This is a genomic window from Neorhizobium lilium (assembly GCF_004053875.1).
Classification (GTDB): domain Bacteria; phylum Pseudomonadota; class Alphaproteobacteria; order Rhizobiales; family Rhizobiaceae; genus Neorhizobium; species Neorhizobium lilii.
In genome coordinates this window covers 160,086-184,941 of the sequence record NZ_SBIP01000001.1, presented here as the reverse complement: position 1 = coordinate 184,941, position 24,856 = coordinate 160,086, and the positions used below count along the sequence as shown (strand labels likewise).

Below are 24,856 nucleotides of genomic sequence, written 5' to 3'. Positions count from 1 at the left end.
TCTGCCCAACGCTTCGGGCCACCTTCTCCCCTCGATCAGAGGGTGGCCAAGCGAAGCGGAGGCGAGTGAGGCGGGCGGAACACTTACGGTTATGAAAGAGCAGGCATGCCCGAAGACAGCCGCGATACCGACAACAGGCCCTCGCCGGATGCACTTCTGGAGCATGCCGAACGGGAGGGCCGCGGGCGGCTGAAGATATTTCTCGGTGCGGCCCCCGGCGTCGGAAAGACCTACGAAATGCTGATGTCCGGTCGCGCCCGCAGGGCCGACGGCCTGGACGTGGTGATCGGCGTCGTCGAAACGCATGGGCGCCTGGAGACGGAAGCGCTGGTGGCGGGCTTCGAGATCATCCCCAGACGCAAGATCGACTACCGCGGGCAGGTGCTGGAGGAAATGGATATCGACGGCATCCTTGAGCGTCGTCCTTCCCTCGTGCTGGTCGATGAGTTGGCGCATACCAACGCGGCCGGCAGCCGACATCCCAAGCGGTACATGGATGTGGAGGAAATCCTCGCTCGCGGTATCGATGTCTATTCCACGCTGAACATCCAGCATGTGGAGAGCCTCAACGACGTCGTCGCGCAGATAACGCGGGTCCGGGTTCGCGAAACCGTGCCGGACCCCATCATCGACCGTGCCGATGACGTCGAGATCATCGATATTACGCCGGACGATCTCATCAAGCGGCTGAAGGACGGCAAGGTCTACATGCCCCAGACCGCCCGGCGGGCGATCGAGAACTATTTCTCGCCCGGCAATCTGACGGCCTTGCGCGAGCTGGCGCTGCGCCGCACCGCCCAGCGCGTGGACGAGCAGTTGCTAAGCCACATGCAGCTTCACGCCATTTCGGGGCCATGGGCGGCAGGTGAGAGGCTTCTCGTCTGCCTCGATCATGGTCGCAACGGGGCGAGCCTGGTTCGCTATGCACGCCGTCAGGCCGATCGGTTGAGGGCGCCCTGGGCAGCTCTCCATCTGGAGACGCCGCAATCGGCAAACCTGCCGGACGAGGACAAGGACAGGCTGGCGGCCAATATGCGGCTTGCCGAGCAGCTTGGCGCAGAGACGGTGACGTTGCCGGCCCTGCGTCCCTCGCGGGAGATACTCGCCTACGCGAATGCCAACAACTTCACCCATATCGTGGTGGGACGACCCAGCAAACCGCGATGGCTGCAACTGTGGCGCGGATCCGTCACCCATGAGTTGATCCGCCATGCCGGCGATATCAGCGTGCATGTGATTTCCGGTGCGGCGGCAGAGGACGAGCCAAGGCGGGGACTGAAGCCGGCCTCAGAGTCGGAGCCCTTTCGGATCAAGCCCTATCTCAAGAGCACCGTTTTCGTCGCACTGGCAGTCCTGCTCGGCTCCGTGCTTGACCGGACGCTGGACGTGCGCAATCTGGCGCTGGTCTTCCTGATGGCGGTTCTGACCGCCGCCGTGCGTGGCGGGCTCGGACCTGCATTGTTTGCCTCCGTGCTCGGCGCGCTTTCCTTCAACTTCTTCTTCCTGGAACCACGCTACACGTTTACCGTCCAGGATCCGGAAAGCCTGGTTGCACTGTTCTTCTATCTCGGCGTGGCAGTCGTTGCTTCCAACCTGACAGCTGCCGTGCAGCGCCAGGCGGCAGCGGCTCGACAGCGGGCACGGACGACCGAAGATCTCTACCTCTTCTCCAAGAAGCTGGCGGGTACGGGCACGCTGGACGACGTCTTGTGGGTGACAGCGTTCCAGATCGCCTCGATGCTGAAGGTGAGGGTGGTCATCCTGCTGCCGGAGGATGGCTCGATCGTGGTCAAGGCGGGCTATCCCCCTGACGACACGCTCGCAGATGCCGATATTGCTGCAGCCAAATGGGCCTGGGAGCACAACCGGCCGGCCGGCCGGGCGGCAGATACTCTGCCGGGGGCAAAGCGCCTCTATCTGCCATTGCGCACCGGGCGCGAGGCAGTTGGCGTCATCGGTCTCGACAACGACAAGCAGGGGCCTCTGCTGACGCCGGAACAGCAGAGGCTATTCGATGCGCTGGCGGACCAGGCGGCACTTGCTATCGAGCGGGTGGAACTCGTTTCCCACGTGGACAAGGCCAAGCTTGCCGCAGAGACGGACCGGCTGCGGACAGCGCTGCTCACCTCGATCTCGCACGACCTGAAGACACCTCTGGCCGCCATCATGGGTTCGGCGGATATGCTGAAGGATCTCGGTCCGCAGCTTCCCGAGGAGGCCCGAAAGGATCTGCTTGCGACGGTCGTGGACGAGTCGGAGCGGCTCAATCGTTTCATCGTCAACCTGCTCGACATGACCCGCATCGGTTCCGGCGCCATGCGGCCCAATTTCGCATTTCTCTACGCAAGCGACGTACTCGGGACGGCCTTGAGTCGGGCCTCCAAGATTACGGCCGGGCATCGCCTCGGTGTCAGCATCCCGGCGGACCTGCCGATGCTAAGGGTGGATCCGGTTCTGTTCGAACAGGTACTTTTCAACCTGATCGACAATGCGGCCAAATATGCGCCGGACGATACGGTGATCGATATCCGCGGGTGGCATCACGGCACGTCGATCTTCATTTCGGTGATGGACGAGGGGCCGGGCATCCCGCCGGATGATCTGGAGCGCATTTTCGACAGCTTCTACCGGGTGCAGAAGGGCGACCATGTCCGTGCCGGAACGGGCCTCGGCCTTGCCATCTGCCGCGGTTTCGTCGAATCCATGGGCGGCACCATCCGTGCCGCAAACAGGTCGGACCGCTCGGGCGCCGTGTTCACGATCCGTCTGCCGCAGGCAGCGGAGCCCGCTGTACTGGGAGAGGAAGAATGACCAATCACGCCGTGCGGGTTCTCATCGTGGACGACGAGCCGCCGATCCGCAAGCTCTTGCGTGTCGGGCTTGCGGCGCAGGATTTCGCTGTGAGCGAGGCGATGAACGCCCGAACGGCTATCGAGCTTCTTGTCGCGGACAGCCCGGATCTCGTCGTTCTCGACCTCGGCCTGCCCGATATGTCCGGGCATGATCTCCTTGCCAAGTGGCGCGGGGAAGGGGTGGACCTGCCGATCGTGATCCTGTCCAGCCGCACCGACGAAGCGGGAATCGTCAAGGCGCTGGAACTGGGTGCCGACGACTACCTGACCAAGCCATTCGGCATGAACGAACTGGTCGCACGCATAAGGGTGGCGCTCCGCCATCGTCTGCAGACGCAGGGAGAGAAGCCGATATTCCATGCGGGCGAGCTTTCCGTCGATCTGGTCAAGCGGATCGTCAAGGTGGCCGGCAAGGAAATCAAGTTGTCGCCGAAGGAATACGAGATCCTGCGGATTCTCGTGCAGCATGCCGGCAAGGTGCTGACCCACCGCTACCTGTTGGAACATGTCTGGGATGGGCTGACCGACGTGCAGTATCTGCGGGTCTATGTGCGGCAGCTTCGCCAGAAGATCGAGGCAATACCTGACCAGCCACGTTATATCCTGACGGAAACCGGCGTCGGCTACCGGCTGGTGGAAGCGGACCAGCCTCCCGATTGATCCTGGAATGGTTTCATCCGAAAGGTGGTGCAGGGGCAGCCGGCGCTACCTCCTTACCCTCCTTTTTGGCAAGCTGCCGATTCATGCCAACTGCTCATAGTCTCCAGACATGGGGGATCGCCAAGTGGTCGATCCAAAGTTGCCTGGAGCGAGATGATGGTAGACAAGACGACGTTGATCATCGAGGCGACCGGGCGTAACGGCAGGCCGGACAAGGACATTTTCCAATTCAAAGGCAAGCGGGTTTGGGTCGCCGGCCATAATGGCATGGTCGGATCTGCCCTTGTCCGCCGGTTGGAGCGCGAGGACTGCACGATCCTGAAAGTCTCGCGCCGCGAACTCGATCTCACCCGGCAATCCGATACCGAGAAGTGGATGAAGGCGGCCCGGCCCGACGTCATATGTGTCGCGGCAGCCAAAGTCGGCGGCATTGGCGCGAACGCCGCCTATCCGGCAGACTTCCTCTATACCAATCTTCAGATCGCCACGAATGTCATGAAAACAGCGGCGGAGATCGGCGTTGAAAAGCTCCTGTGGCTGGGCTCGAGCTGCATCTATCCGAAATTCGCCACTCAGCCCATCGATGAGGACGCATTGCTGACAGGACCTCTGGAACCGACAAACGAGGCCTATGCAATCGCAAAGATCGCAGCGCTCAAACTGGCTGAAGCCTATGCGAAGCAGTACGGAGTGCGGTCTATTTTGGTCATGCCCACCAATCTTTACGGGCAGAACGATAATTTCGATGAATTCAATTCCCACGTCATCCCGGCCATGCTGAGGAAGATCCACGAAGCCAAAGCCGCGCGCCGTGAAAAGGTGGAGATGTGGGGCACAGGCACGCCAAGACGCGAATTCCTTCATGTGGACGATCTCGCCGATGCATGCTGCTTCTTGATGAAGAGGCACGATCATCTTCCGGTCACCAACATAGGCTCCGGCGACGAAATCTCGATTCGGGATCTTGCCTACCTTGTTGCGAACATTGTGGGTTACGCAGGCGAGATCGTATTCGACAGCAGCAAGCCTGACGGCGCGCCCAGGAAGCTCTTGAACACGTCCCGCCTGACCTCGGAAGGCTGGAGACCATCCGTCCATCTGAAGAGCGGCATAAGCGATCTGTACGAGCGCTGGCAGGCTCCCGCTCGCCAGCGCCAAGAGGATCCCGTTCTCATGTCGTGACAAGGACGGGAGGCGATTTTCTGCTGGTCGATCTGACGTAACCTGAAAGAAAGACGGCCGTGCAGTCCTGGGAGGGAGCGAAGGCATGACCATGCCATGGGAAACATATGTTCGTCTTGAGACCGAATGGCGGGAAATGAGAAGAGGAAGCCGTATCGCTTCGCCGTCACACGTCGGATGGATCTCGCGATCGGTGTTTCCGGAAAAACATTCCGACCATACGGGCACAGCGGAGCCACATCCCGCAGGGACTCCGCACTTGCCTGAAGGGCATGCCGATCTGCCCAAGAGCCAACGTTTCGTAGGCGACGTGGAGCAAGAATAAAGACCGAGCGAGGCTCGCCGCCCTGTCGGTCTGGTTCAAGATCCTCGCGGCTTGAGGCGTTGGCATGAAGGTATCGTCCTATCTCATCCCGTGCGCCCTGCTCGTGTCAGTCGCGCTGGGCATTTCTCGATCGGATGGGACGGCTTCCGGTCAGGCGAGCTCATCCGTGGAGCTCGATCCTGCCGCTCTTGGATTCTCGGTGCCGTCTCCAGAGCCTGCCCTGCCGCCTGACGCGGATGCCTTCCATCCGATGTCCTACAAGGTCAGCTCGAAAGCGCCCGCCATTGCGGAGATTTCGAGAAATGCGGATCGAGGCGATGTCATCTCCATGACGGGTGTCAATCTGACGCGTCCATCTCAGATCGAGATCTTCTCGCAAGGCCGGGATGCGCCAAAAGGTTCGGTCCGCAGCGTGGAACCGCTCCTGGCGGATGGCACGGCGGCGACCATGCTCATTCCGGAAGATTTGCCGCCCTGGTCCATGTATCTCGTATGGCCGGCGCGAAACGGCTTGCAAGGCCGTGCCATGGCGATCAACCGGACGGAGGCCTGGTGGATCGGCCCCGACAAGGCTGAGGCGGGCGCGCTCGTATCCGTCTATGGGCGCAACCTCTCCCGTTCCGGTGGCACCGGCCAGTCCCACATCTACATCAAGCCGACGGGCAAGCCGGGTTGGTATGTCACGCCGGCTTCGGTTAATCCGTTCAGGGTCAGCTTCCAGGTTCCGGATTTGCCGCCGGCTTCATACGAAATCTGGATGCACAATGGCCATGGCGGACGGTTCGGCTGGAGCGGACCGCTGAGCCTGGAAGTGCTCGCTCATTCGCCATGGGCGGGGCGGGACGCGAAGGTGCTGGACGTGAAGAGTTTCGGCGCGACCGGAAATGGCATGGCAGACGACACCTCGGCCGTGATGCAGGCTCTCCATGCGGCCACGGCATCCGCCCCGGCCACGGTCTTTTTTCCTGCGGGGACCTATGTAATTACCGCTCCCCTCCACTCTCCTGGGGGAGTGACCTGGCTAGGAGAGGGGCGGGACATGACGACGCTCCGGCTTGGCCACCCCATCGGCCAAAGCATGATCATCAGTCCAGACAATGATGTTCAGTTTCGAAAAATGACGTTGATGGGAGACAGGAAAACCGGGTTGGCCCCGCTTCTCAATCTGTCTTCGGCAAAAAATGTCCGTCTCGATGATGTGAGGCTCGATGCCTGGGGCGCACCGGCGCTCGATGCTCAGGCCGTATCGGGCCTCTTCATCGAAAACTCTGAACTCATCGAGAACGGCTCGTTCTATGGCTCAAGCCGCCAGGTCTTCCTGACTGGTAACAAGTTCCGCATGACCGGATACGGTGAATCCGTTGTTGCCCTTTGGGGAGGCCGGGATTTTGCCATGGTCGGCAATGAGCTGGCAGATGCCGACCAAAGCCGCGAAGACGGCCACGGGATCGGGCGGTTCTTCGTGGGTCAGTCCCACTTCGGCAGCATGCGCAATCTGTACTGGGAGAAGAACGTCTCGCGCAGCGCCGCCCCGCACGACTGCGGGAAGGTCGATTGCAACAAAGGCGAGCAGATTTGCTTCGAGATCGTCGGCAGCCAGTTGAAGAACGACTTCGTTGCCGCCTCCGAAGATGCCGTGGTATTCCGTTCCGCGGCCGGCTTCCTGAAACCCGTCTCGGGTGGCCTGGACCTGGTCATCGTCGGGGGACGAGGCGCAGGACAGCAGCGGCACATCGTCTCGACCAATGGAACGACAGCCAAGCTGGAGGCGAAATGGAACGTCATACCCGACAAGACGAGCCGCTTTGCGTTGGCTGCCATCGCGTCGCGCGCGGCAATCTATGACAATACATTCGAGGGCAGAGACAGCTACAACCGTCACGACTCCGACTCCACCGGCGTTCTTCTCTACGGCAATGTCTATGACGTCGTGGTCGATAGTAACCGCATTTCCCGAATGCGGCACGGTATGATGACTGTAGCGCTCGAATCTGCATCCGGCCTCAGCCCCTATTTTCTTCAATATTCGAACAACCGCGTGAGCGACAGCAATAGCGGCCTTTATGTCGGCACGACATTCGCGGATGCCGGCGTCGAAGGCATATGGGGCGGGCTTGGAAATATCTACCGCAAGAACGTCTTTTCGAACATCGACTATATCGGTGTGGAATACGAGACGTGGGATAACAACGGCGCCGACTACAACGGCACGGTGTTCGATCGCAATAGCTTCGATAACCTTCGCTACGGCTTTGTCGATGCCTATCATTTGATGTGGACGTATGACGGCGCGTTCAAGGCGGGACCGCCTTCACGGTCCAGGCGCTTCAACACCGTTCTTTACCGTAACCGCTTCAACCGCGGCAATGCCAGCTTCGACGGCAGCAAGGGCTTCGTGACGGTACACCCGGAAAACACATGGCTTGATCTGGGTTCGACTTGGAGCGGCTTTTCCAGCGGCAATACAGGCCCACGTTAGGACCCGTCCCTTATTTCGCTGCACACGCCCGCCACGCCCTGACGTCGTTGGCCGTGATCCAAACTCGTCCGTCGAAGGCTGTTTCCCTGTTGGTGATCTTCTTCTCCGCGATCCGGACCATTATGTCGATACTCGCCGCGTAGCTGTTCGGATCGTGGCTTGGGGTGGGCAGCACGCTGCTGAGAGCATCCTGCGTCACCTGTACCGGATGCGTACCGTCGTTGCCGCCAACGATGATGATAAGATTACCTTCCACCATGGTGTAGCGTACGGGAGCGAATGCCGATCCCATCTCGTCCTCCGTTGGCCCGGCCTGCCGGGAATTCTCTTTGCGGCAGGAGAGGCAAAGGAACCAACCCGCATTGTTGTGGGGAGCTGTTGCGTTTAGTTCACTCCCGAAAGAGACCGGGGAGGAGCCGGGGTACCGGCGGCAAGGAGGCTGACGCGAATGACATCGCCTGCCGCGATCGCGGACTGCTCCTCGACATCTGTCTCACCATAGGCGGTGCCGCTCTGACGCACGACCGAAAACCGAGTCTGGATCATCTGGTCGAGGCTCTTCACCCGCCGCGCACTTGCACCGATTTCGGCCATTGTCTGCAGGCTGAAGGACATCTTCTTCCGGATGCGCGCCATCTCGAACCCAATGTCCCTCAGCTCTGTCGCCGCATCGTTATGCCGCTTTGTCGCAAGCTCCAGAATGCGTCGTTCGACCTCGTTTTTGTTCTGCTCGGCACGGGCCAGGAAGGAGCTTGATTCCAGGAGTTGCTGGTTCATAGCCAGGAGTTCGCGCTTGCGCTCGCGAAGAGCCGATTGTGATGCGGCGCCTCGTGTGACGAGCTCTTCTGAGGCGTCCACGTCCATCCCGAGCAGCTGAAACTGCTGGGTACGAAGCGCATTACCCTTTTCCAGCGTCTCGATTTCTTCCACGAAATTTTGGCGCTGGGCTTCAAGGTTCGACTTTTCGTTCTGCATGGCCGACAGCCGCAGCCGGTAAAGCGTGCTTTCCGCGCCGACGATCTTGTCTATCGTCCCTGGGTCCCGCAACAGAGCAGGCTCGTTGTTGCTGTAGTTGAAAGCCGTATCTCGCAACTCCGCCTCCAAGCGCACGCGCTTGACATCCTGCGACAGCAGCTGCAACGACAGGTCCTCATATTCCTGCTGCGCCGCGACAAGCTGAATGCCGGATGTATCCGTCCGAACGGTTGTCTCGCGCAGCCCGCCGGCGAGCGCAAACAGTTCTAGGACGATCATACCCGGCCGAAATTCGTACTTTCCCGGTTTTTGAACGTCGCCCACGATGTAGATCGGTGCATATTCCTTGACGGCAACAGCTACTGAACGGTTGACGACGTAGTTGGCCAGGTCACGGCTTATCTCGCTGCCGATCTGATTGACGGTTTTGTCAACGACAATGACATTGCCCAACAAGGGATAGCCAATTGTTCCGTCGGTGCTGACTGTGAACAGCCCCGTCAAACCTGCATCGCCATAGACGGACACCGACAGAACGTCCCCGGCCGCGACCTTGTAGGCGGTTGTCTCCGCCGCAGAGAGGGTCAACGGAAGCATTGTCTGAATCAGCAGCGCGATCCCTGCCGATCGGATCAACAGGATGGAAAGGAGATTGAAGGAGCGCATTCTTAAACCCCCTTCTGTGTCACCACCGATTGAACCGGATGGAGTGACGGTTTTGGGGAACGGTGTTTTGCCTCACGCTTGAGGACCGGCAGCCAGCGAGAGTTCCGACGGCGGTCTTGACGGCGGACTCCGTTCAGAATGATGCCCGTGATATGCGTGCCGGCCAGCCGAAGCTTGACGAGAGCATTCTGGATTTCGGCCCCCTTGGCGACCTCCTGCCTGACCACAAGCGCGACCGTGTCGGCAAGACTGGCAATCCGCATGAGATCGAGATCGTAGCCAAGCGAAGGAGCATCAATCAACACGATCTCGTAGCGGTTCCTGAGTTCCGACACTAAGGCGGCAAAGCGCTTGCTTCCCAATATCAGGTTCGGCGGGGAGTCGTCCGTTTCAGCAATGACCACGTCCACGGATGAGGCGCGGTCGTGCTGAATGACATCATCGAAAGAGATTTCCCGATTGACCGCTTTGACGAGGTGATGGGTGGGCTGCACCTCGAATTCGGAACCAATGCCAGGGTTTCTCAAATTGGCGTCTATGACAACCAGCTTCACGCCGCTCAAGGCGAGCGAGCGCGCGAGGTTGGCGACTACGAAAGTCGTGCCCTCCCGGTCAGTCGAGGAGGTAAACGCGATGACTTTGACCTTGCTTTCCGCAATCTGGATATAGGTCTGAAGGTCGGCAAATGCGCCGTACATGGCCGCCGCACCGCCACTGAAGATTCCGGTGCCGCTCCGCAGTGCTGTAACAGGTGTCCGTGGTATGCGGGCGATGACGGGCAGGCCGGTCTTTCGCTGGAGTGTCGTGATCGAACCGATCGACGTATCGGTGTAATGCAGGATCAGTGCGGCTGCAAAGCCGGTGCAGCAGCTTAAGACGAGAGCAAGAAGGCTCCACACGAGTTTATCCGGGCTGGTGGGTTTGGAACTGGGCATTGCGCGCGAGATGATGCGGGCCTCGGCGGTAGCGATGCCATCCTGTTCGATCGTTTGTTTGTAGCGGGCCAGATATGTTTCGTAGATGGAGCGATTGGCTGCCGCTTCCCGGTCCAGTTGGGCGGACTGGACCACGGCCATGTTTGCCGATGATATCGCCTGTTGTACGCGCTGGAGATCAGCCTCGACTTCCAGCCGTTGCTTCTCGGTCACGCCAATCTCGTTGCGCAGGCTCGCGATTACCTGCGAAATCTCCTGCTTAATTTGCACTTTCAAGGAATCGAGTTGCGACATCAGCTGCGGAAGTTGCGGGTTCATGCGGGCGCCGTTCCCGTCCATCTCCTGGATGCCGCGAAGAACCCGGGACTGTTCGGCCCGTAGCAGCTGGATTGCGGGCGATGACAGAACCTCCGTCAGCCCCAGTTCGTCGCCGTTCTGCTGCACTTCAAGTGCGGTGGCGAGCCTTGCCTTCGCGCCTGCCAGTTTGGCCTGCAGTGCGGTCAGTTCCACATTCAGCCCCGACAGCCGTTGTGCCTGCAAGGGCATCCCACCGGAGTCGATAAGACCGGACTTCTCGCGGAATTCGCTGACCTGTCTTTCGGATTCCTCGAGCTTGGCGCGCAGGTCGCCAAGCCGATCCCCCAGCCATTCGGCAACCCGGCGCGTCGCTGTCGTCTGGAGGTCGATCTGGTAGTCGAGATAGGCTTCCCCGAACGCGTTCGCGACGGTCGCCGCGTATATCGGGTCGCTGGCGTAATACGAGATGTATATCGTATAGGACCTTCCATCATTCATCACGCGCACATTCTTCATGAGATCGCTGACGAGTTTGGACGTTTCGGCAACCCGATTGGGGCTCGTATCACTGTAGAAGCGGTCGAACTTGGCTTGCTGGCCGCTGACCCTTGCCGCCTTCTGGATGTTCATCAGCACCCGTTCGGCCATGGACCTGGAGCCGATGATGTCCAGTTCGGTCCGCAATACCGGGCTTTCCTGCGGCAGAGGCGAAACGACGGATTCGGTCGGCAAGGCCTGAAGCTTTCTGACATCGAGCGCAAGGATAGCCTCAGACTTGTACTGCGTCGGGCTCTGCGCATAGCCTATGGCGGCGATGACGCAGCTTGCGACCGTGCAAAGGAAGATTGCATGTCGGCGCTCGTACATGATGGACAACATGCGGGGCACGCCGTCATGCTCGCCTGAAAGTGACGAAGAATGGATCATTGGTGTCCCTGCTGCCAGCGATACTTTGAAGGGGTGAGGCTGCTTTAAGCGCGTCGAGGTAAATCGGATTCGCTTGCCGCGCTTCAGGTCTTTGTTTTGGTGGATGTCGGTGGCGCAAGCCGCTGCACGGTTTTGCGCCACACGCTCTAGTGCTCGAACATCCCGCCACCCATCCTGCAGGCGACCTCGGTTCGGTTGGTAGCGCCCAGCTTTCGCATGATGTTGCGAATGTGAACTTTGATCGTGCTCTCGCAGAGATTGAGCTCCGAAGCGATATCCTTGTTGGCCTTCCCCCTGCGCAATGCTTCAGCGATGGCAGACTGCCGATTTGTCAATTTGGCGGCGGGAGCAGACCTGTGCGACGACAGGCCGAGAAGCTCGCTTATTCCCAGGACGCTGCTGGCCGGAATGAACCTGCCCCCCGCGATAGCAAGGCTGATTGCCTGGATGCAGATGTCGATGTTCACGGAGCTCGGTATATACCCCCGCACTCCGAGTGCGATCGTATCGAGGATGGAGTTGAGGTCCTGATTGTCGGACAGAACCACCACGGCGGCGGGCGCTACCGCTGTGATCAGGCGTTCGATTTCGCCGTTGATCTCACCCGGCGCGTAGCTTCCGGTGTTGAAAAGCACTGCCGAAGGAATGCCGATGACGTCCCTTGCGTCCTGCCAGTCACGCAGGTCGGAAAACGTCAGAACGCGCCTGTTGATCTTATGGTAATTAAGGCTGTGGGCGAGGCACTCCCGCTCCAGCATTCGGCGATCGATAAGAGCCACATAGCCGCCGTCCGCGTGGAGCGAGGGGCCGATCTCGTGGAGATTATATGCACTGTTGCCGTCAACCATCGGCACAACTCCTCAACTATGACACACGAAGTTCAGCTAAACGTCATATATTCCGACTTGCAGTTTTCCTTCCCAATCACGCCAGAAGAAATTTTCGAACTGTGAAGGCCTCGGCAAAGCGTGCCGGGGCGCGGCATTCCATTCCACGCAGACGGGCCAGGCCCTGAAACGTGTCCTTGTCGAACCAATCCTTCGATCTCTGCGTACCGAAGTGCTTGAGAAGAAGCGCCACCTTGGCGGCCAGCGCCTCTTCGCTGAGCGGCACATAGGTGTTGCGGGTGCCGAGATCCCCGTCCCATTTCGGGATCTCGTATTCCATGATCAGATGATTTCGGAAGACGTTGGACGTCAGCTTGCTCAGCTCGCGATGGTCCTGATGAGCATCTTCGCGGCTGTGCGTAAAGATAACGTCCGGATCGACCTTGTCGCGCAATGCCAGCAACCAGGCCTTGATCTCCCGGCTTTGAACAGGAAAATAACTGTCCTGGAAAGCTCCGATCTCGATTGAATAGGATGCTGCCTTTTCCAAGAAGGCCTCGGCGGACGCACGGGCTTCGGCGGCCCGCTCATTGCCGGCGCTCGCCACGCACCAATAGACGTCCAGCTGTTTGCCTTCGCCGATCCATCTCAGGATGGTCCCCCCCAGGCCGATTTCGATGTCGTCGGAATGCGCCCCGAGGCAAAGCAGTGAAAGACGATCGCCCGGTGCGGCCAAGGACAGTTTTCTCATGGCAGCTGCGCCGCGGCAGGAGCATTTTGGTGTACTGGTGCGCGTTGGTTCACCCAGGGCATGTCACCCCGTTCGACCATGGCCTCCAGGGTCTGCCAGTCCCGCAACGTGTCCATGGAGCGCCAGAAGCCATCATGCTTGTAGGCCAGCAGCTTGTTCTCGGCGATCAACCTGGTAAAGGGTTCGAGCACCAGCTCCTCTCCTTCTCGCATATAGTCGAAAATCTCCCGACGCATGATGAAGAAGCCGCCGTTGATCAGCATGTTGGAGGTTTCCGAGGATCGAAATTCCAGGACGTTGCCATCTTCATCCACATCCGCAAGATGGTAGGTGAGGGGCGGTCGGACGGCGAGGAAGCATGCGATCTTGCCGCTCTTTTCGAAGCGTTCGACCATGTCGTCGAGGTCGACGTCCGTCAGGCCGTCGCTATAATTCGCAAGGAAGATCTCCTCGTTCTTCAGGTGATCGCGCACCGCCCATAGACGCTCGCCGATGTTGCGCCATATGCCGGTGTCGATAAGGGATACCCGCCAGTCCTTTGGCAGGTCATCCAGCATCTCGACACGTCCAGAGCCCGACACGACGCAGTCGCGATAGGTTTCAGGCCTGCTGTTGAGAAAGAATTCTTTGATGACATGCGCCTTGTAACCGAGGCACAGAATGAAGTCGTCATGGCCGTAACTCGAATAGTATTGCATGACGTGGCGCATGATGGGCTGTGAGCCAAGCGGGATCAGAGGTTTCGGTACGCTTTCCGAATACTCACGTATGCGGGTTCCCCTGCCACCGCAGAACAGGACGACTTTCATATCGCAGCCTCCTTCGGATCGATGACGAGCACCTCGGGAATGGGAAGCACGAATTTGCCGCCCCATTCGCCGATCTGCTTCATTTGTTCGACGATTTCGTTTTTCAGGTTCCATGGCAGAATGAGCACGTAGTCCGGCCTGGTTCGTTCTATTTCGCCGACCGGCCGGATGGGGATGTGCATGCCGGGGGTAAACCGCCCATGCTTGTATGGATTGCGGTCGACCGCGAAGTCGATGAAGTCCGGCCCGATGCCGCAGTAGTTGAGCAGGGTATTACCTTTTCCCGGAGCGCCATAGGCACATATGGATTTGTGCTGCTTCTTGAGGTCAATGAGGAAGGATAGAAGATTCCGCTTCGTGCGGCGGACGCTTTCACCGAAAGCCGTATAGGTCTCGATGCGATCGAGCTTCGCGACCCGCTCCCGTTCCAGGAGCAAGTCTACGCTGATGTTGCGCCCATGCGGACCGGCGCTATGCGTAAGATAGACGCGCAGGGAGCCGCCATGGGTGGGCAGTTCTTCGACGTCAAACACCACAAGGCCATGACGCTGCGCCATTGTTTCGATGGTTATCAAAGAGAAGTAGGAGAAATGTTCGTGGTAGATGGTGTCGAACTGGTTTTCCGCTATCAGCTTCTCGATATGGGGAAATTCGAGCGTTATAACGCCGGCGGGTTTCAGCAGGATCTTTAACCCGGAAATAAAATCGTTGAGGTTCGGAACCTGAGCGAGAACATTGTTGCCGATGATCAGATCAGCCTGCCTGCCGTCCGAGGCCAGATCGGCCGCAAGTGTCGTGCAGAAGAAATCCGTTATCGTGGGGATGCCTTTTTCCACAGCGACTTTTGCAACATTGATCGCCGGTTCTATCCCCAGGATCTCGATGTTGGTATAAAGGAAATGCTGGAGCAGATATCCGTCATTGCTTGCAATTTCGACGACGAAGCTGTCTGCGCCCAATGCGAAGCGCTCGGTCACTGCGTCGCAATAAAGTTTTGCGTGTGCGACCCAGCTGTCCGAGTAGGAAGAGAAATACGCATATTCTTCGAAGATGTTTTCGGGAGTAACATGTTCGGGAAGTTGAACCAACAAGCACTCGCTGCAGACGAAGGCGCGAAGGGGGTAATAAGCTTCCATATTGCCCATGCTTGTCGCGGGAACGAAGCTCTCGCAGGGTGGGGACATCCCAAGGTCCACAAACGTATGTTCGAGCGACGTACCGCACAGCCGGCATAACCCGATTGGGCGCACGCCGACTGGATCGAGCCCAAGGTCGATTTGGGTGTTCATAATACGTCCCCCGGTTGTCTGGCCCCATCCCCGCGATGAGTAATGATTAGTTGACAATCTATTACGAAATGAAGGGATGAGGGAGATCTTCTTCTGGGCCTGGCATCATCCTTTAGCGGTACATAAAGTAGTAATTCATCTCCATTTCAACCGAACTCCATCTAAATTACAACTTGAGAGTATATTTTGACGCATTTCCGCTAAAATTCCTTCGGATATGCAACTTAGATACGTGTTTGCCTTCCGGCCAACATATCCGATACTCAGTCAGCAAGCGGTGGTGTGTCAAGTTTGGAGACGGCTATGCGTTTTTCCGAGACAGAAATAGATCAGCTCTGGATCATAGAGCCGGAGCGGTTTGTAGATCTTCGAGGTTCCTTCGCAAGAACGTTTTGCAAGCAGGAGTTTTATAGTCAGGGGCTGGTTACGGAGTTCCCCCAGCACAGCATTTCCATGTCGACGATGAAGCACACGCTGCGTGGCCTTCATTTCCAAAAGGCACCGCATCAGGAAGCCAAGGTCGTTTCCTGTGTCCGGGGAGCGATCTGGGACGTTGTGGTTGATCTGCGGACGGAATCGCCCACCTATCTACACTGGGTGGCTGCATTGCTGACTGCAGAAAACGGGAAACAATTCTATATCCCGGAAAACTGTGCTCACGGTTTTCAGTCGATGACGGACGATGTCGCCGTTTCATACCTCATTTCCGCTCCCTATGCGCCAGGCAGCGCGCATGGGATGCGCTATGATGATCCAGCGGTGGGGATCGAGTGGCCTGCAATCCCATCGGTCATCTCGGATCGGGATCTCGCCTGGCCGGCGTGGCAGGATGCGGCTGCATTACCTTTCGCCGAAACCTAGATTTTCCACTAGGCCGGCTTTCTCAAGATCGGCGGCGGCGGCGGCGATCTCTGCAAATGGCATTCCTGACCGTTCGGCAATGTCCAGCAGGGAATTGCTGCGGTCGGCAAGGTTGAGTATCCACAGATAGGCCATGGTGCGGTCGGTGTTGACCTTATGCCCGCCGATTGTTGGAAACAGACCATATTTGCTAAGCTGCGGCTCTCCTTTGGGAGACAGGTTCAGCGGCGTCCAGTTACTTTCCAGGCCGTCGATTATGTCTTTGACCATCCGGAACGAGCTTCCCAGATGTTCCGGTCTGATGAAGTCGAGATTGTCCGCAGAGGTGTGATATTCTGGAAAAGTGCCGAAGGCGCTTCTTTGTAGCAATCCGACGGGCAGATCGAAGCCGGGCGAGCAGAACTGCCGCTCGTCATAGCCGTACGGGCTGAAGTCGGCGATGTTCAATGGTTTTTGGTCCGGACCGCAGCGTGTGCAGGCGGCGATCCGGTCTATCAAGGCGTTTCCGCGGCGGCTTCGCTTGTAGTTGGGACCTCCTCCGTCGCCCACGCAAGAGACCACGAAGCCCTGTGCAATGGTGGCGAGGCGGTGCTCGTTCCGCGCCAGCCAAGTCAGCGAGCCGATCGTTCCGGGCGCGAAGACAAAGCGGTAGCTGTAATACGTCTTTCTTGATTTCATGTAGGCCGCGAGGCACGTCAGCAATGCCAAGCCTGAACAATTGTCGTTTGCAAGCGACGGGTGGCAGATATGGGCGTAGAGGAGAACCTCCTTGCCGCTGGTGCCGGTGTGTAGGTATTCTCCATAGGAGAGATGGCCTGCTGTCTTTTCTGTGTCGATGCAGATCTCGTATTCGCCCTCGGCAAGCTTCATGAGTTCGGCATGAGCCATGCAGAAGCCCCAGGCATCGGTGTAATAGGCCGTCTTGTAGGGGATAAGGTCCGGCTGCGCAGGTAGGGTGAAGATATGCGCCTTGAGTTCGGCCAGCGGCATGACTCGACGGACGGGAATGCTGTAGTTCAGAAGGTGGAGGTTCGATTTCTCGAAGTCGATGACCTTACGCCCGGAAGGGTCCTTTACCCAGGCGCCCCGCACGATCCATTCGTCAGGTATCGTCCAGTCGAACACCCGTGTACCGCTTGGAACGTCATGACGCTCGATAGCGATATAGTCGCCGAGGATGCCGATCGTTTCTCGCACCCCTTGGCCTGTGATGCTGCGGCAGAGCGGAAACAATCTACAGGCAAGCCGGTAGATTGCATTTCCCATCACGAGGTCGTCTTGCGGGAGAGGTGATGCCTCGGTTGCGTCTTCTTTCCTGTCCATGCTTTTTCACACGGATAGGGCAGACGCATATCGCGGCGGTTCGCTTTGCGAAATTTGGGGCCGCCGAAGATCTTGGTCGAGTTCGCCATCGGCGATTAGCTTCTGAATCTGACCGATCCTCTGGTAGCGCGGTCCTTCAAATTCGGTGAGAGTGAGCCCGGCGCTCGTATAGGCCTCATAGAGCTGCTGCGCGCCGGCGGCGGCTGTCCATGTCGGTTTGAACGAAGGAAGAGCCCGTGCGATCTTTCCGAAATCGACCCGATAGGAGCGTGCGTCCGGGCTGGCATCGCTGGCATATTGAAGCCGGCAACCCGGAACCGTTCGCGCAACGATCTCTGCGATCTCCTTGATCTGATAATTGTGCGCATCCTGGCCGACATTGAAGGCCTGGTTGTGCACGACATCCGTCGGCGCCTCGAGGGCGGCCAGAAAAGCGCGTGAAATGTCTTCTATATGAACGATCGGACGCCACGGCGTACCGTCGGACTTCAGTAGAATAAGCCCTTCCGTCACGGCCCAGGCGGTAAGATTGTTGAGGACGATGTCGAAGCGAAGCATGGGTGAGAGTCCGTAGGCCGTTGCCGGCCGCAGGTAGACCGGAGAGAATTCGGCATCTGCGAGACCCGAGATTTCACGCTCTGCAAGCACTTTCGAAATCCCGTAGGCGGAAACCGGTTTCAGTTCCGCGGTCTCGTTCACCAGTCCTTCTCCTGCCGCTCCATAATTGCTGCAGGACGATGCAAACAGAAATCGCTTTACGCCAGCCTTCTTGGCTGCGATCGCGGTGCGGACGCTGCCATGGTAGTTGATTGCATAGGTGATGTCCGGGTTGAGGTTGCTTAGCGGATCGTTGGAAAGGGCGGCTAAGTGGACGACCGCGTCGAAACCTTCCAGATCCGCTTGAGTGATATCCCTCACATCTTTGAAGACGCTGGGCACATTCGGGATAGGCCCTCCGGGAAGGTAGGCGCAGCGATGGTAGAGTTCACAATCGTAGCCGTGAACCTCATGGCCGGCTCTGCTTAGGACAGAAACCATGACCGAGCCGATATAACCCCGATGACCGGTGACGAGGACCTTCATTGTCGCTTCCTTCCCAAACTTGTGTGATGCGCTAGCCTAGCGGCGGTCCGAAGCGCTGCGAACCGACGAAAAAGATCGGTGAATATATGCGAGGGGAGAGTATCGAAGCCGTCATACGGCTTTAGGATGAGCGTTCAGGTTTCTGCTCTGACACGGCGAACCGTTTCCCGCTGGGAGAATGCTTCCGTTGCTTCCTTTGGACCGTTAAAACGTCGGAAAACCACGTCCGAAGGCCTGCCGACCAGATAGTTGTGGACGCCGTATTCCAATGCCTTCTTGTAGACCGCGAGCGCTCCGTCGATCGCATCCAATGTCTTGGCAATGTCTTCATCGCTGTGGGTGTAGCTGACGACGAGCGATGGGGCGAGAAGACCTCGGCGAATGGTTTCCTGAAGAAACAGCGAGCGGAACGTCTGGGACGGTTTTCCTTCTGCATCCAGCGTAAAATAGCTCAGGCAGGCGGGATATCCGCTCGTGCCGAAATGGCTTGAGAGCCCGTGCGCTGCGGCGATCTCGGCAATAGCCGTTTTCAAGCTTGTTCCCTGACGCACCAAGTGGGCGATGACCGGTTCTTGCTGATAGACGTGCATGGTGGCGATTGCTGCCGCCATGGCATGTGTCTCAGCGCCATGGGTCGTCGAAAGAAGAAACACGCGCGGATTGACGTTTTGCTCGATCCCGCCTCTTTCCATGAACTCGCGTTTGCCGGCAAGGGCGGAGATAGAGAATCCGTTTCCCAGCGCTTTGCCGAAGCAAGACAGGTCCGGAACGATGTCAAAGGCTTTCTGGGCGCCGCCGACATGCCATCTGAAGCCCGTGATCATCTCGTCGAGAATGAAGAGCGCTCCGTTTTCATGGCAGAGCCTTTTCAGCTTGTGAAGGAAGCCATCTTGGGGGTTTTCCCCTCGGGACGCCTCAAGAATAACCGCTGCGATTTTACCGGGATGGCGGGCAAACATATTTTTCGCACTGTCGAGATCGTTATAGCTGAAGCCGATCGTCAGCTGTTGGATCGCAGATGGAATGCCTGCGTTCATTTCCGTGGTCCCGATGAACCAGTCGTCGGTCGAGAAGAAAGGGTGATCGCTGCAGCGGGCAATAAGATCGCGGCCGCTCACGGCTCTTGCGAGCCGTATCGCTGCTGATGTGGCATCGGAACCGTTCTTGCAGAATTTGACCATTTCGGCCGACGAGATCGTGTCCAGGAAGGTCGCCGCGCAATCGACTTCGATTTTCGCCGGCCGGGTGAAATTGCAGCCGTGCTCCAGTTCCGTTCGGACGGCATTCAGCACATGGGAATAGGCGTGGCCGAGGCCAACCGCGCGGTTGCCCATCCCGTATTCGATATATTCATTGCCATCGACGTCCCACACATGACAGCCGTAGCCGCTGGCTATGAAGCCTGGAGAAAGAACCGGATATTGATCGTCACCTTTGGCGTAGGTATGGGAGCCGCCCGGAATCATCTGGTGAGCGAATACGCGCAAGCGGTCGGAATACTCGAAGTTTTCGATGAGGTCTTCCATGATACAGCCTTTGCTCGCAATCCAGGAGGCAATGATATCGCATTCCCTAGGCGCGCCTTTACTTCACCTTTTGGAGATTAGGCTGGCCGATAGGCTTATCTGGAGCTGCCGAAGTGACGCCTCTTTGTCGAGGCGAACATGTTTTGCGGAAACGAGAAATGCAAAGCCACCAGATGAAATCTCTGGCCTCAATATCAATCCGCTTTTGACGCGCAGAATGCCCTAGTTGAACAGGCCGGATATCTTGAAGATGATCTCCGTACGATTCTTTGCCTTCAGCTTCTTCATGATGTTGCGAACATGAACCTTGACTGTGCTTTCGCGAAGGTTGAGCTCGTACGCTATGATTTTATTGGGTTTTCCCTTGGTCAGCGCGTCGATGACATCCGCCTCCCGTTCGGTGAATATAGCGGCCTTGCGACGCTCCTTGTTTGCGGCGACCATGAGAAGATGCCGCAAATCCGTCAGGTTCTCCGCCGAGATAAATGCACCGCCCGCCAGCGCCAAAGCTATGGCATTGACGCAAACCGACAGTCCGATCGCTGACGAAATGAAACCGTGCACACCAGCTTCGAAAGCATGGAGAACCTGCCGGAGGTCGCGGCTTTCAGCAAGAACGACGATCGGGAGGTCAGGGAAATCGACGATCAAGCTTGTGATCTCGCGCTTCAGCGGCTCGTCGCTGATGTCGTTCCCTCCTATGTTGATCAAAATGCCGGCGGAATTGGAGTCTGAGCTTTTTCGCCAGGCCGCCAATGACGGGAATTGCTCCACATCCAGATCCAGGCCGTGAGCGATCAGGCTCTGAGCCAGACACTCGCGATCCAAGGCGCGGTTGTCGATGATGGCCAGCTTTCCAGACTTAACGTCTTCGAATTTGGAAATGACCGGTTTGAACGGCCTGCCTAGCTTAGCCTTAGGGTTGTAACTGCTTATTCCTACTGCCATTCTTTCCCCCTATTACCTAAGACGTCATTGCCGTCTCTGGGTTCATTGTCGCAGGCAACTTTGGTCACGCATGGAATAATGTTCGCGTAAGTTTACAAAACCAGTAGGTGTACTTATACCTTCGCCAATCCGATTGGCCGTGCCGCCGCTTCTATCCGACTACGTATCATAATGGAGTACTGTGACTACGGAAGCATCGGAAAGTACGCAAATTTCTCGTTGGATAAAGGATTATCTTATCCGCGACCGCCTCGAAACCCTGCCATAGTAGGTATGTGTAACATTAGTATTGAAATAGATATGACATTGCTTAATATCAATGTAAACACTCTACGCCTTAGGGATATATAACTAAGTTTGATGCGTCGGTTTATCCTGTCGAGGGAACTTTCTAAACGATGGCGCTTCATTACGACAGGATCTTGATCTTCATCATCTAAAAGATGACAGATTCCACGGGATGTGTGAATTAAACCAGGCGTTGAGATCTGTAAATGAGTCCCAATGCTCTTCAGGCGGCTCGGTCACGTAACGGCATCGATGAATGCAACTCTTGTCGGTTGCGACGGTCTACCGACCAAGAGATGGGAAGGAATAGACGCAAATCGCTGATTCAGCCGACTGGCGTCAGAAAATGCAATCCCAACAGATACGATGTTGGGCGCAGCGGGTGCCTCCACGTTACCAAACCATAGACGGTTTGGTTTCTGCCAGGTGAGTATCTTAACCCAACACACAGAAGCGGACTTGCTGTCAGGCGAGACCGCGATCACCCGGATTGATTGGAAAAGATCCAGCCCGGCATTCCGCCGGGCCGCTGTCCAACCTTCCGTGGTTGAGCGTTTCCTCGAAATGAGGAGTGTCGGTCGACGTCGAGGATCTCCTTATGACCAAAGAGGAATTGCATTGGCTCAATGATGAACTAACCGCGCTCAATGCTCAATTGCTTGAGAGCCTCGAACGCCAAAAAGCTGTCTCCAATGATTTGGAAAACGTTCTCAATAGCAGTGATGTGCCGACACTCTTTCTTGATCGGGAACTGAAGATCCGATTCGTCACACCTGCGACGAGAACGCTCTTCAATATAATACCCTCAGACGTCGGCAGGCCCTTCTCCGATCTTAGCAAGTTCACGGTGGATAGCGATCTACAGGCGGATGCACTAACGGTCATCAATGACGGCGGCTCGATCGACAAGGAGATCGCGGCTGGGAACGGCAGCTGGTATATCCGCCGGATCAAACCTTACCTGAAGGGCTCGGGCAGCATCGAAGGCGTGGTCGTCACCTTCCTCGACATGAGCGTGCAGAAGCAGATTGCCGAAGACAGGGAAGCAGCAAGGCAATCTGCAGAGCTTGCGAGCCAGGCAAAATCACATTTTTTGGCCGCTGCAAGCCATGATCTGCGTCAACCCTTGCAGACGTTGAAGCTGCTTCAGGACCTGCTGGAAAAAAGCGTTGCCGACCAGCAGTCGCATACGCTCGTCAAGCGCATGGAGGAAACGCTCAACTCCATGTCCGGCATTCTCAACAATGTGCTGGACATCAATCAGATCGAAGATGGAATGGTTCGGCCCCGGCCTGAAATGTTTCTTCTGGCGGATCTTCTCGCGCCGCTATTGTCGGAATTTGCTTTTCAGGCCTCTGCCAAAAAGCTGGAGTTGTGTCTCGTCTCATCGAGTCTTGCAGTCGAAACGGATCCACGCCTTCTTGAGCAGATACTTCGGAATTTGCTTTCGAACGCGCTGAAATACACACCTAGTGGAAAAATCCTTGTTGGTTGCCGGCGTCGCGGTGCGACTGTCCGTCTTGAGATATGGGATACCGGCATCGGCATCCCCCAGGATCAGATTGAAAATGTTTTCAATGAGTTTCACCGACTTGACGCCCTGGGCGGGAATCGGGAGCGCAGCCTTGGACTAGGCCTTTCGATCGTCAAACGGCTAAGCGATCTGCTTGAACTGAATGTGTCTGTCCGCTCCCAACCCGGAAAGGGATCGGCATTTTCCGTGGAGATCCGACGTGCGGCCGTAGGGCACGCGCTGGTGAGTTTGCCTCAATCGGCGAAACGCCCTGCAAGCCGGCGGAATGGCTCGGTGAACTCCATCCTCGTGATCGAGGACGAGATCGATATGCGTGAACTCTTGAAAATGGGTCTGGAACAACTCAGTTATATTGTCACGGTGACCGCCAATGCGGATGAAGCTCTGGAGGCCGTTCAAGGCGCCAAATTCGCTCCCGATGTCATCTTAGCGGATTTCAATCTGTCGGCTGAACTCGACGGTATCTCGGCAATCGAAGATGTGCGTCGTGTTCTTGGGCGCCCCGCGCCTGCACTTATATTGACCGGCGAGATATCGGGCAGCGCGCTTCGAAGATATGTCAGCAAAAAAATCCCCTATCTCCACAAGCCTGTCAATTTCGCGGAACTCGTGAATGCAATTGAGGGGTTGCCTGCGCATCTTCCAGATTGGAAGACACCTGGCGATCGGCCGAACGGCGCGGCAACTAGCGGGTCTCGACGCCGCATCCAGATCATCGATGACGAGCAGGGGGTCAGGGATAGCATCCGAAGTCTGTTCGAAGGGCCCGAATGGTCGGTAGAGACTTATATCTCGGCTGAAGACTATCTCGCACAATACAGTTCAGCGCGAGAAAATTGCCTTATCGTAGATGCTTATCTGCCAGGCATGAGTGGCTTGGAACTCCTGCGTCTCTTGAGGGAGAAAGGGCATCAGCTGCCTGTGATCGTGATCACGGGTCATAGCGATGTCGGGATGGCGGTAGAGGCTATGAAGAACGGCGCGGTCGATTTCATCGAAAAGCCATTCTCCTCAGAAGAGATCTTTTCCAGTGTACAGAAAGCCCTCGAGGTCTCACGCAACAGGATGGAACGCTCGGATCGTCGTGAAGCGGCAAGGGCGGCTCTGGCCCTGCTGACGACAAGACAACGCGAGATTCTCGACCGCATCATCCTCGGCCAGCCCAACAAGATCATTGCCGCCGAAATAAAGCTCAGTCAGCGAACCGTTGAAAATCACCGTGCATCGATCATGCGCCGAACAGGTTCGTCGTCTTTGCCTGCGTTACTCAGGCTTGTTGCCGCCGCCGAAGAGTGACGACGGAGATCGGCGACCCGGATCAACTGTTCAAAAGACGATATGTCTGGATCGAGCCGAATTGGCGAAGAAGGATGAGATCCGGCCTGCCAGGTCTGGCCGGCTCATGAGATAGCTCACAGGCGGTACGACTGCCGAGACTGGTGACGAGCGGATGGCGAACCCCAGCAGACGCATGGCTTCCATATCGCCGCGCAGCAGATGCGCGATCCCACTCCAATAGGCTCGGCCGACGACACCCTGGCGGGCAAGGCGCCTCAGGGCTCCACAATCCTCCAGACTTCCGCCTTCGTGATTGAAGAAGCTTTCCGCCGCGGCCGCGGTGTGAAGAATGTGCTCCAGCTGGCGTGCCGCAAATTCCCTTGAGCGGTTGCTGTCGTGTGTGCGAAGCCCGACCTGGACAGCGTCGAGTTCGGCGACCGGCCCTAGCATGGCTAGCCGCAGCCAGATCTCATAGTCATCGCTGTGCGGAAGTGTCGTGCGATAATGGCCTGCACGCTTCTGGACTTCAGTCCGGACAACAACCGACGAACCGGGTATCTGGAAAACCGCGCGCCGGCAAAAGCTCTCGATGAAGGCCCGGCTCTTGTGAAGGCGGAATGCAACGGGCGATGTCCGCCCTGGCATGATCGGAACCGGATCATCCCCATGGACCGCGACATCCCGGCCGTAGCAAAACGCAATTGCGCTGTTTTGCTCCATGATATCGGTTGCGCGTTTCAGCGCGCCGGGAACCAGAAAGTCATCCGAAAACAGCAAAAGAAAGTAGTCGTTTTGCGCCCAATCTATGCCTTCGTTGAACGAGGCGTGAGTCCCGGCATTGCTCTCCCGCAGGATAAGCTCGACGCGCTCATCCTGTGCCAGAGAATGGGCGATATCTCGGCTGTCATCTGTCGATGCGTTGTCGATGATCAGCACTCGTATCGCGACATCCGCCTGATTCAGAACGCTTTCCACGCAGGTGCGCAGGTATTTGCCGTAATTATAATTGGGAACCACGACATCGATTGCAGCCATGTGCCT

18 protein-coding genes are annotated in these 24,856 nt (G+C 57.5%); 6 read left to right on the top strand and 12 right to left on the bottom strand.

Translation table 11 applies throughout. The features are described from left to right. Nucleotides 1-105 precede the first annotated feature (105 nt). The 4 genes from EPK99_RS00820 to EPK99_RS00805 all read left to right on the top strand — a co-directional run bounded on the left by EPK99_RS00820 (nucleotide 106) and on the right by EPK99_RS00805 (nucleotide 7,498). Nucleotides 106-2,811: a sensor histidine kinase gene (locus tag EPK99_RS00820; RefSeq protein WP_128440744.1), complete on the top strand. Its 2,706-nt coding sequence runs from the start codon at nucleotides 106-108 to the stop codon at nucleotides 2,809-2,811. Further along, on the top strand, nucleotides 2,808-3,512 hold the full coding sequence (locus EPK99_RS00815) for a response regulator transcription factor (protein WP_128440743.1): 705 nt from the start codon (nucleotides 2,808-2,810) through the stop codon (nucleotides 3,510-3,512). Before EPK99_RS00820 ends, EPK99_RS00815 begins: the two co-directional genes overlap by 4 nt. 180 nt (nucleotides 3,513-3,692) lie before the next feature. Next, nucleotides 3,693-4,694 carry a GDP-L-fucose synthase family protein gene (locus tag EPK99_RS00810; RefSeq protein WP_425374172.1) on the top strand — a complete coding sequence of 334 codons (1,002 nt, stop codon included), beginning with the start codon at nucleotides 3,693-3,695 and terminating at the stop codon, nucleotides 4,692-4,694. Between the two features lie 389 nt (nucleotides 4,695-5,083). After that, nucleotides 5,084-7,498 carry a glycosyl hydrolase family 28-related protein gene (locus tag EPK99_RS00805; RefSeq protein ID WP_128440741.1) on the top strand — a complete coding sequence of 805 codons (2,415 nt, stop codon included), beginning with the start codon at nucleotides 5,084-5,086 and terminating at the stop codon, nucleotides 7,496-7,498. Between the two features lie 10 nt (nucleotides 7,499-7,508). Here EPK99_RS00805 and EPK99_RS00800 read toward each other — a convergent pair whose 3' ends face one another. The 7 genes from EPK99_RS00800 to EPK99_RS00770 all read right to left on the bottom strand — a co-directional run bounded on the left by EPK99_RS00800 (nucleotide 7,509) and on the right by EPK99_RS00770 (nucleotide 14,974). Continuing rightward, nucleotides 7,509-7,790 carry a hypothetical protein gene (locus EPK99_RS00800; protein ID WP_128440740.1) on the bottom strand — a complete coding sequence of 94 codons (282 nt, stop codon included), beginning with the start codon at nucleotides 7,788-7,790 and terminating at the stop codon, nucleotides 7,509-7,511. Between the two features lie 92 nt (nucleotides 7,791-7,882). Further along, nucleotides 7,883-9,139: a polysaccharide biosynthesis/export family protein gene (locus tag EPK99_RS00795; protein WP_128440739.1), complete on the bottom strand. Its 1,257-nt coding sequence runs from the start codon at nucleotides 9,137-9,139 to the stop codon at nucleotides 7,883-7,885. 2 nt (nucleotides 9,140-9,141) lie between these two features. Further along, nucleotides 9,142-11,298 (bottom strand): GumC family protein, encoded by a 2,157-nt coding sequence (locus EPK99_RS00790; protein ID WP_128440738.1) that lies wholly within the window; start codon nucleotides 11,296-11,298, stop codon nucleotides 9,142-9,144. 146 nt (nucleotides 11,299-11,444) lie between these two features. Then, nucleotides 11,445-12,146: a response regulator transcription factor gene (locus tag EPK99_RS00785; RefSeq protein WP_128440737.1), complete on the bottom strand. Its 702-nt coding sequence runs from the start codon at nucleotides 12,144-12,146 to the stop codon at nucleotides 11,445-11,447. A 76-nt stretch (nucleotides 12,147-12,222) separates the two neighbouring features. Continuing rightward, on the bottom strand, nucleotides 12,223-12,876 hold the full coding sequence (locus tag EPK99_RS00780) for a PIG-L deacetylase family protein (protein WP_164901658.1): 654 nt from the start codon (nucleotides 12,874-12,876) through the stop codon (nucleotides 12,223-12,225). Next, nucleotides 12,873-13,685 carry a glucose-1-phosphate cytidylyltransferase gene (locus EPK99_RS00775; RefSeq protein WP_128440736.1) on the bottom strand — a complete coding sequence of 271 codons (813 nt, stop codon included), beginning with the start codon at nucleotides 13,683-13,685 and terminating at the stop codon, nucleotides 12,873-12,875. Before EPK99_RS00775 ends, EPK99_RS00780 begins: the two co-directional genes overlap by 4 nt. Further along, a complete protein-coding gene (locus EPK99_RS00770) occupies nucleotides 13,682-14,974 on the bottom strand; it encodes a class I SAM-dependent methyltransferase (RefSeq protein WP_128440735.1) in 1,293 nt (430 codons plus the stop codon). The genes EPK99_RS00775 and EPK99_RS00770 overlap by 4 nt, the downstream gene beginning before the upstream one ends. 303 nt (nucleotides 14,975-15,277) lie before the next feature. On the opposite strand from EPK99_RS00770, the gene rfbC reads away from it, so the two are divergent. Continuing rightward, nucleotides 15,278-15,835 (top strand): dTDP-4-dehydrorhamnose 3,5-epimerase, encoded by a 558-nt coding sequence (gene rfbC, locus EPK99_RS00765; protein ID WP_128440734.1) that lies wholly within the window; start codon nucleotides 15,278-15,280, stop codon nucleotides 15,833-15,835. On the opposite strand, the gene EPK99_RS00760 is transcribed toward rfbC, so the two are convergent. From EPK99_RS00760 to EPK99_RS00745, 4 genes are all read right to left on the bottom strand, one after another. Next, nucleotides 15,815-17,101 carry a DUF4910 domain-containing protein gene (locus tag EPK99_RS00760; protein WP_425374171.1) on the bottom strand — a complete coding sequence of 429 codons (1,287 nt, stop codon included), beginning with the start codon at nucleotides 17,099-17,101 and terminating at the stop codon, nucleotides 15,815-15,817. The two genes, rfbC and EPK99_RS00760, sit on opposite strands and share 21 nt — an antisense overlap. Before the next feature lie 63 nt (nucleotides 17,102-17,164). Beyond that, nucleotides 17,165-18,241: an NAD-dependent epimerase/dehydratase family protein gene (locus EPK99_RS00755; RefSeq protein WP_128440732.1), complete on the bottom strand. Its 1,077-nt coding sequence runs from the start codon at nucleotides 18,239-18,241 to the stop codon at nucleotides 17,165-17,167. 134 nt (nucleotides 18,242-18,375) lie between these two features. Continuing rightward, nucleotides 18,376-19,767, bottom strand: coding sequence for a glutamate-1-semialdehyde 2,1-aminomutase (locus EPK99_RS00750; RefSeq protein WP_128440731.1), 1,392 nt, complete (start codon nucleotides 19,765-19,767; stop codon nucleotides 18,376-18,378). Nucleotides 19,768-19,989: 222 nt separating this feature from the next. Further along, on the bottom strand, nucleotides 19,990-20,715 hold the full coding sequence (locus EPK99_RS00745; protein ID WP_128440730.1) for a helix-turn-helix transcriptional regulator: 726 nt from the start codon (nucleotides 20,713-20,715) through the stop codon (nucleotides 19,990-19,992). Nucleotides 20,716-21,601: 886 nt separating this feature from the next. Between EPK99_RS00745 and EPK99_RS00740 the strand changes: the two genes are divergently transcribed. Beyond that, nucleotides 21,602-23,833 (top strand): response regulator, encoded by a 2,232-nt coding sequence (locus tag EPK99_RS00740; RefSeq protein ID WP_128440729.1) that lies wholly within the window; start codon nucleotides 21,602-21,604, stop codon nucleotides 23,831-23,833. A 30-nt stretch (nucleotides 23,834-23,863) separates the two neighbouring features. Here the strand turns inward: EPK99_RS00740 and EPK99_RS00735 are convergent, their stop codons facing one another. Continuing rightward, on the bottom strand, nucleotides 23,864-24,850 hold the full coding sequence (locus tag EPK99_RS00735; RefSeq protein WP_128440728.1) for a glycosyltransferase: 987 nt from the start codon (nucleotides 24,848-24,850) through the stop codon (nucleotides 23,864-23,866). Between the last annotated feature and the right edge of the window lie 6 nt (nucleotides 24,851-24,856).

Bases quoted from the DNA above. Each gene is read 5' to 3' on its own strand.
- EPK99_RS00795 (WP_128440739.1), bottom strand. From the start codon at position 9,139: ATGCGCTCCTTCAATCTCCTTTCCATCCTGTTGATCCGATCGGCAGGG.
- EPK99_RS00740 (WP_128440729.1), top strand. From the start codon at position 21,602: ATGACCAAAGAGGAATTGCATTGGCTCAATGATGAACTAACCGCGCTC.
- EPK99_RS00790 (WP_128440738.1), bottom strand. From the start codon at position 11,298: ATGATCCATTCTTCGTCACTTTCAGGCGAGCATGACGGCGTGCCCCGC.
- EPK99_RS00745 (WP_128440730.1), bottom strand. From the start codon at position 20,715: ATGGCAGTAGGAATAAGCAGTTACAACCCTAAGGCTAAGCTAGGCAGG.
- EPK99_RS00800 (WP_128440740.1), bottom strand. From the start codon at position 7,790: ATGGGATCGGCATTCGCTCCCGTACGCTACACCATGGTGGAAGGTAAT.
- EPK99_RS00735 (WP_128440728.1), bottom strand. From the start codon at position 24,850: ATGGCTGCAATCGATGTCGTGGTTCCCAATTATAATTACGGCAAATAC.
- EPK99_RS00815 (WP_128440743.1), top strand. From the start codon at position 2,808: ATGACCAATCACGCCGTGCGGGTTCTCATCGTGGACGACGAGCCGCCG.
- EPK99_RS00760 (WP_425374171.1), bottom strand. From the start codon at position 17,101: ATGGGAAATGCAATCTACCGGCTTGCCTGTAGATTGTTTCCGCTCTGC.
- EPK99_RS00770 (WP_128440735.1), bottom strand. From the start codon at position 14,974: ATGAACACCCAAATCGACCTTGGGCTCGATCCAGTCGGCGTGCGCCCA.
- rfbC (WP_128440734.1), top strand. From the start codon at position 15,278: ATGCGTTTTTCCGAGACAGAAATAGATCAGCTCTGGATCATAGAGCCG.
- EPK99_RS00785 (WP_128440737.1), bottom strand. From the start codon at position 12,146: ATGGTTGACGGCAACAGTGCATATAATCTCCACGAGATCGGCCCCTCG.
- EPK99_RS00780 (WP_164901658.1), bottom strand. From the start codon at position 12,876: ATGAGAAAACTGTCCTTGGCCGCACCGGGCGATCGTCTTTCACTGCTT.
- EPK99_RS00805 (WP_128440741.1), top strand. From the start codon at position 5,084: ATGAAGGTATCGTCCTATCTCATCCCGTGCGCCCTGCTCGTGTCAGTC.
- EPK99_RS00755 (WP_128440732.1), bottom strand. From the start codon at position 18,241: ATGAAGGTCCTCGTCACCGGTCATCGGGGTTATATCGGCTCGGTCATG.
- EPK99_RS00820 (WP_128440744.1), top strand. From the start codon at position 106: ATGCCCGAAGACAGCCGCGATACCGACAACAGGCCCTCGCCGGATGCA.
- EPK99_RS00750 (WP_128440731.1), bottom strand. From the start codon at position 19,767: ATGGAAGACCTCATCGAAAACTTCGAGTATTCCGACCGCTTGCGCGTA.
- EPK99_RS00775 (WP_128440736.1), bottom strand. From the start codon at position 13,685: ATGAAAGTCGTCCTGTTCTGCGGTGGCAGGGGAACCCGCATACGTGAG.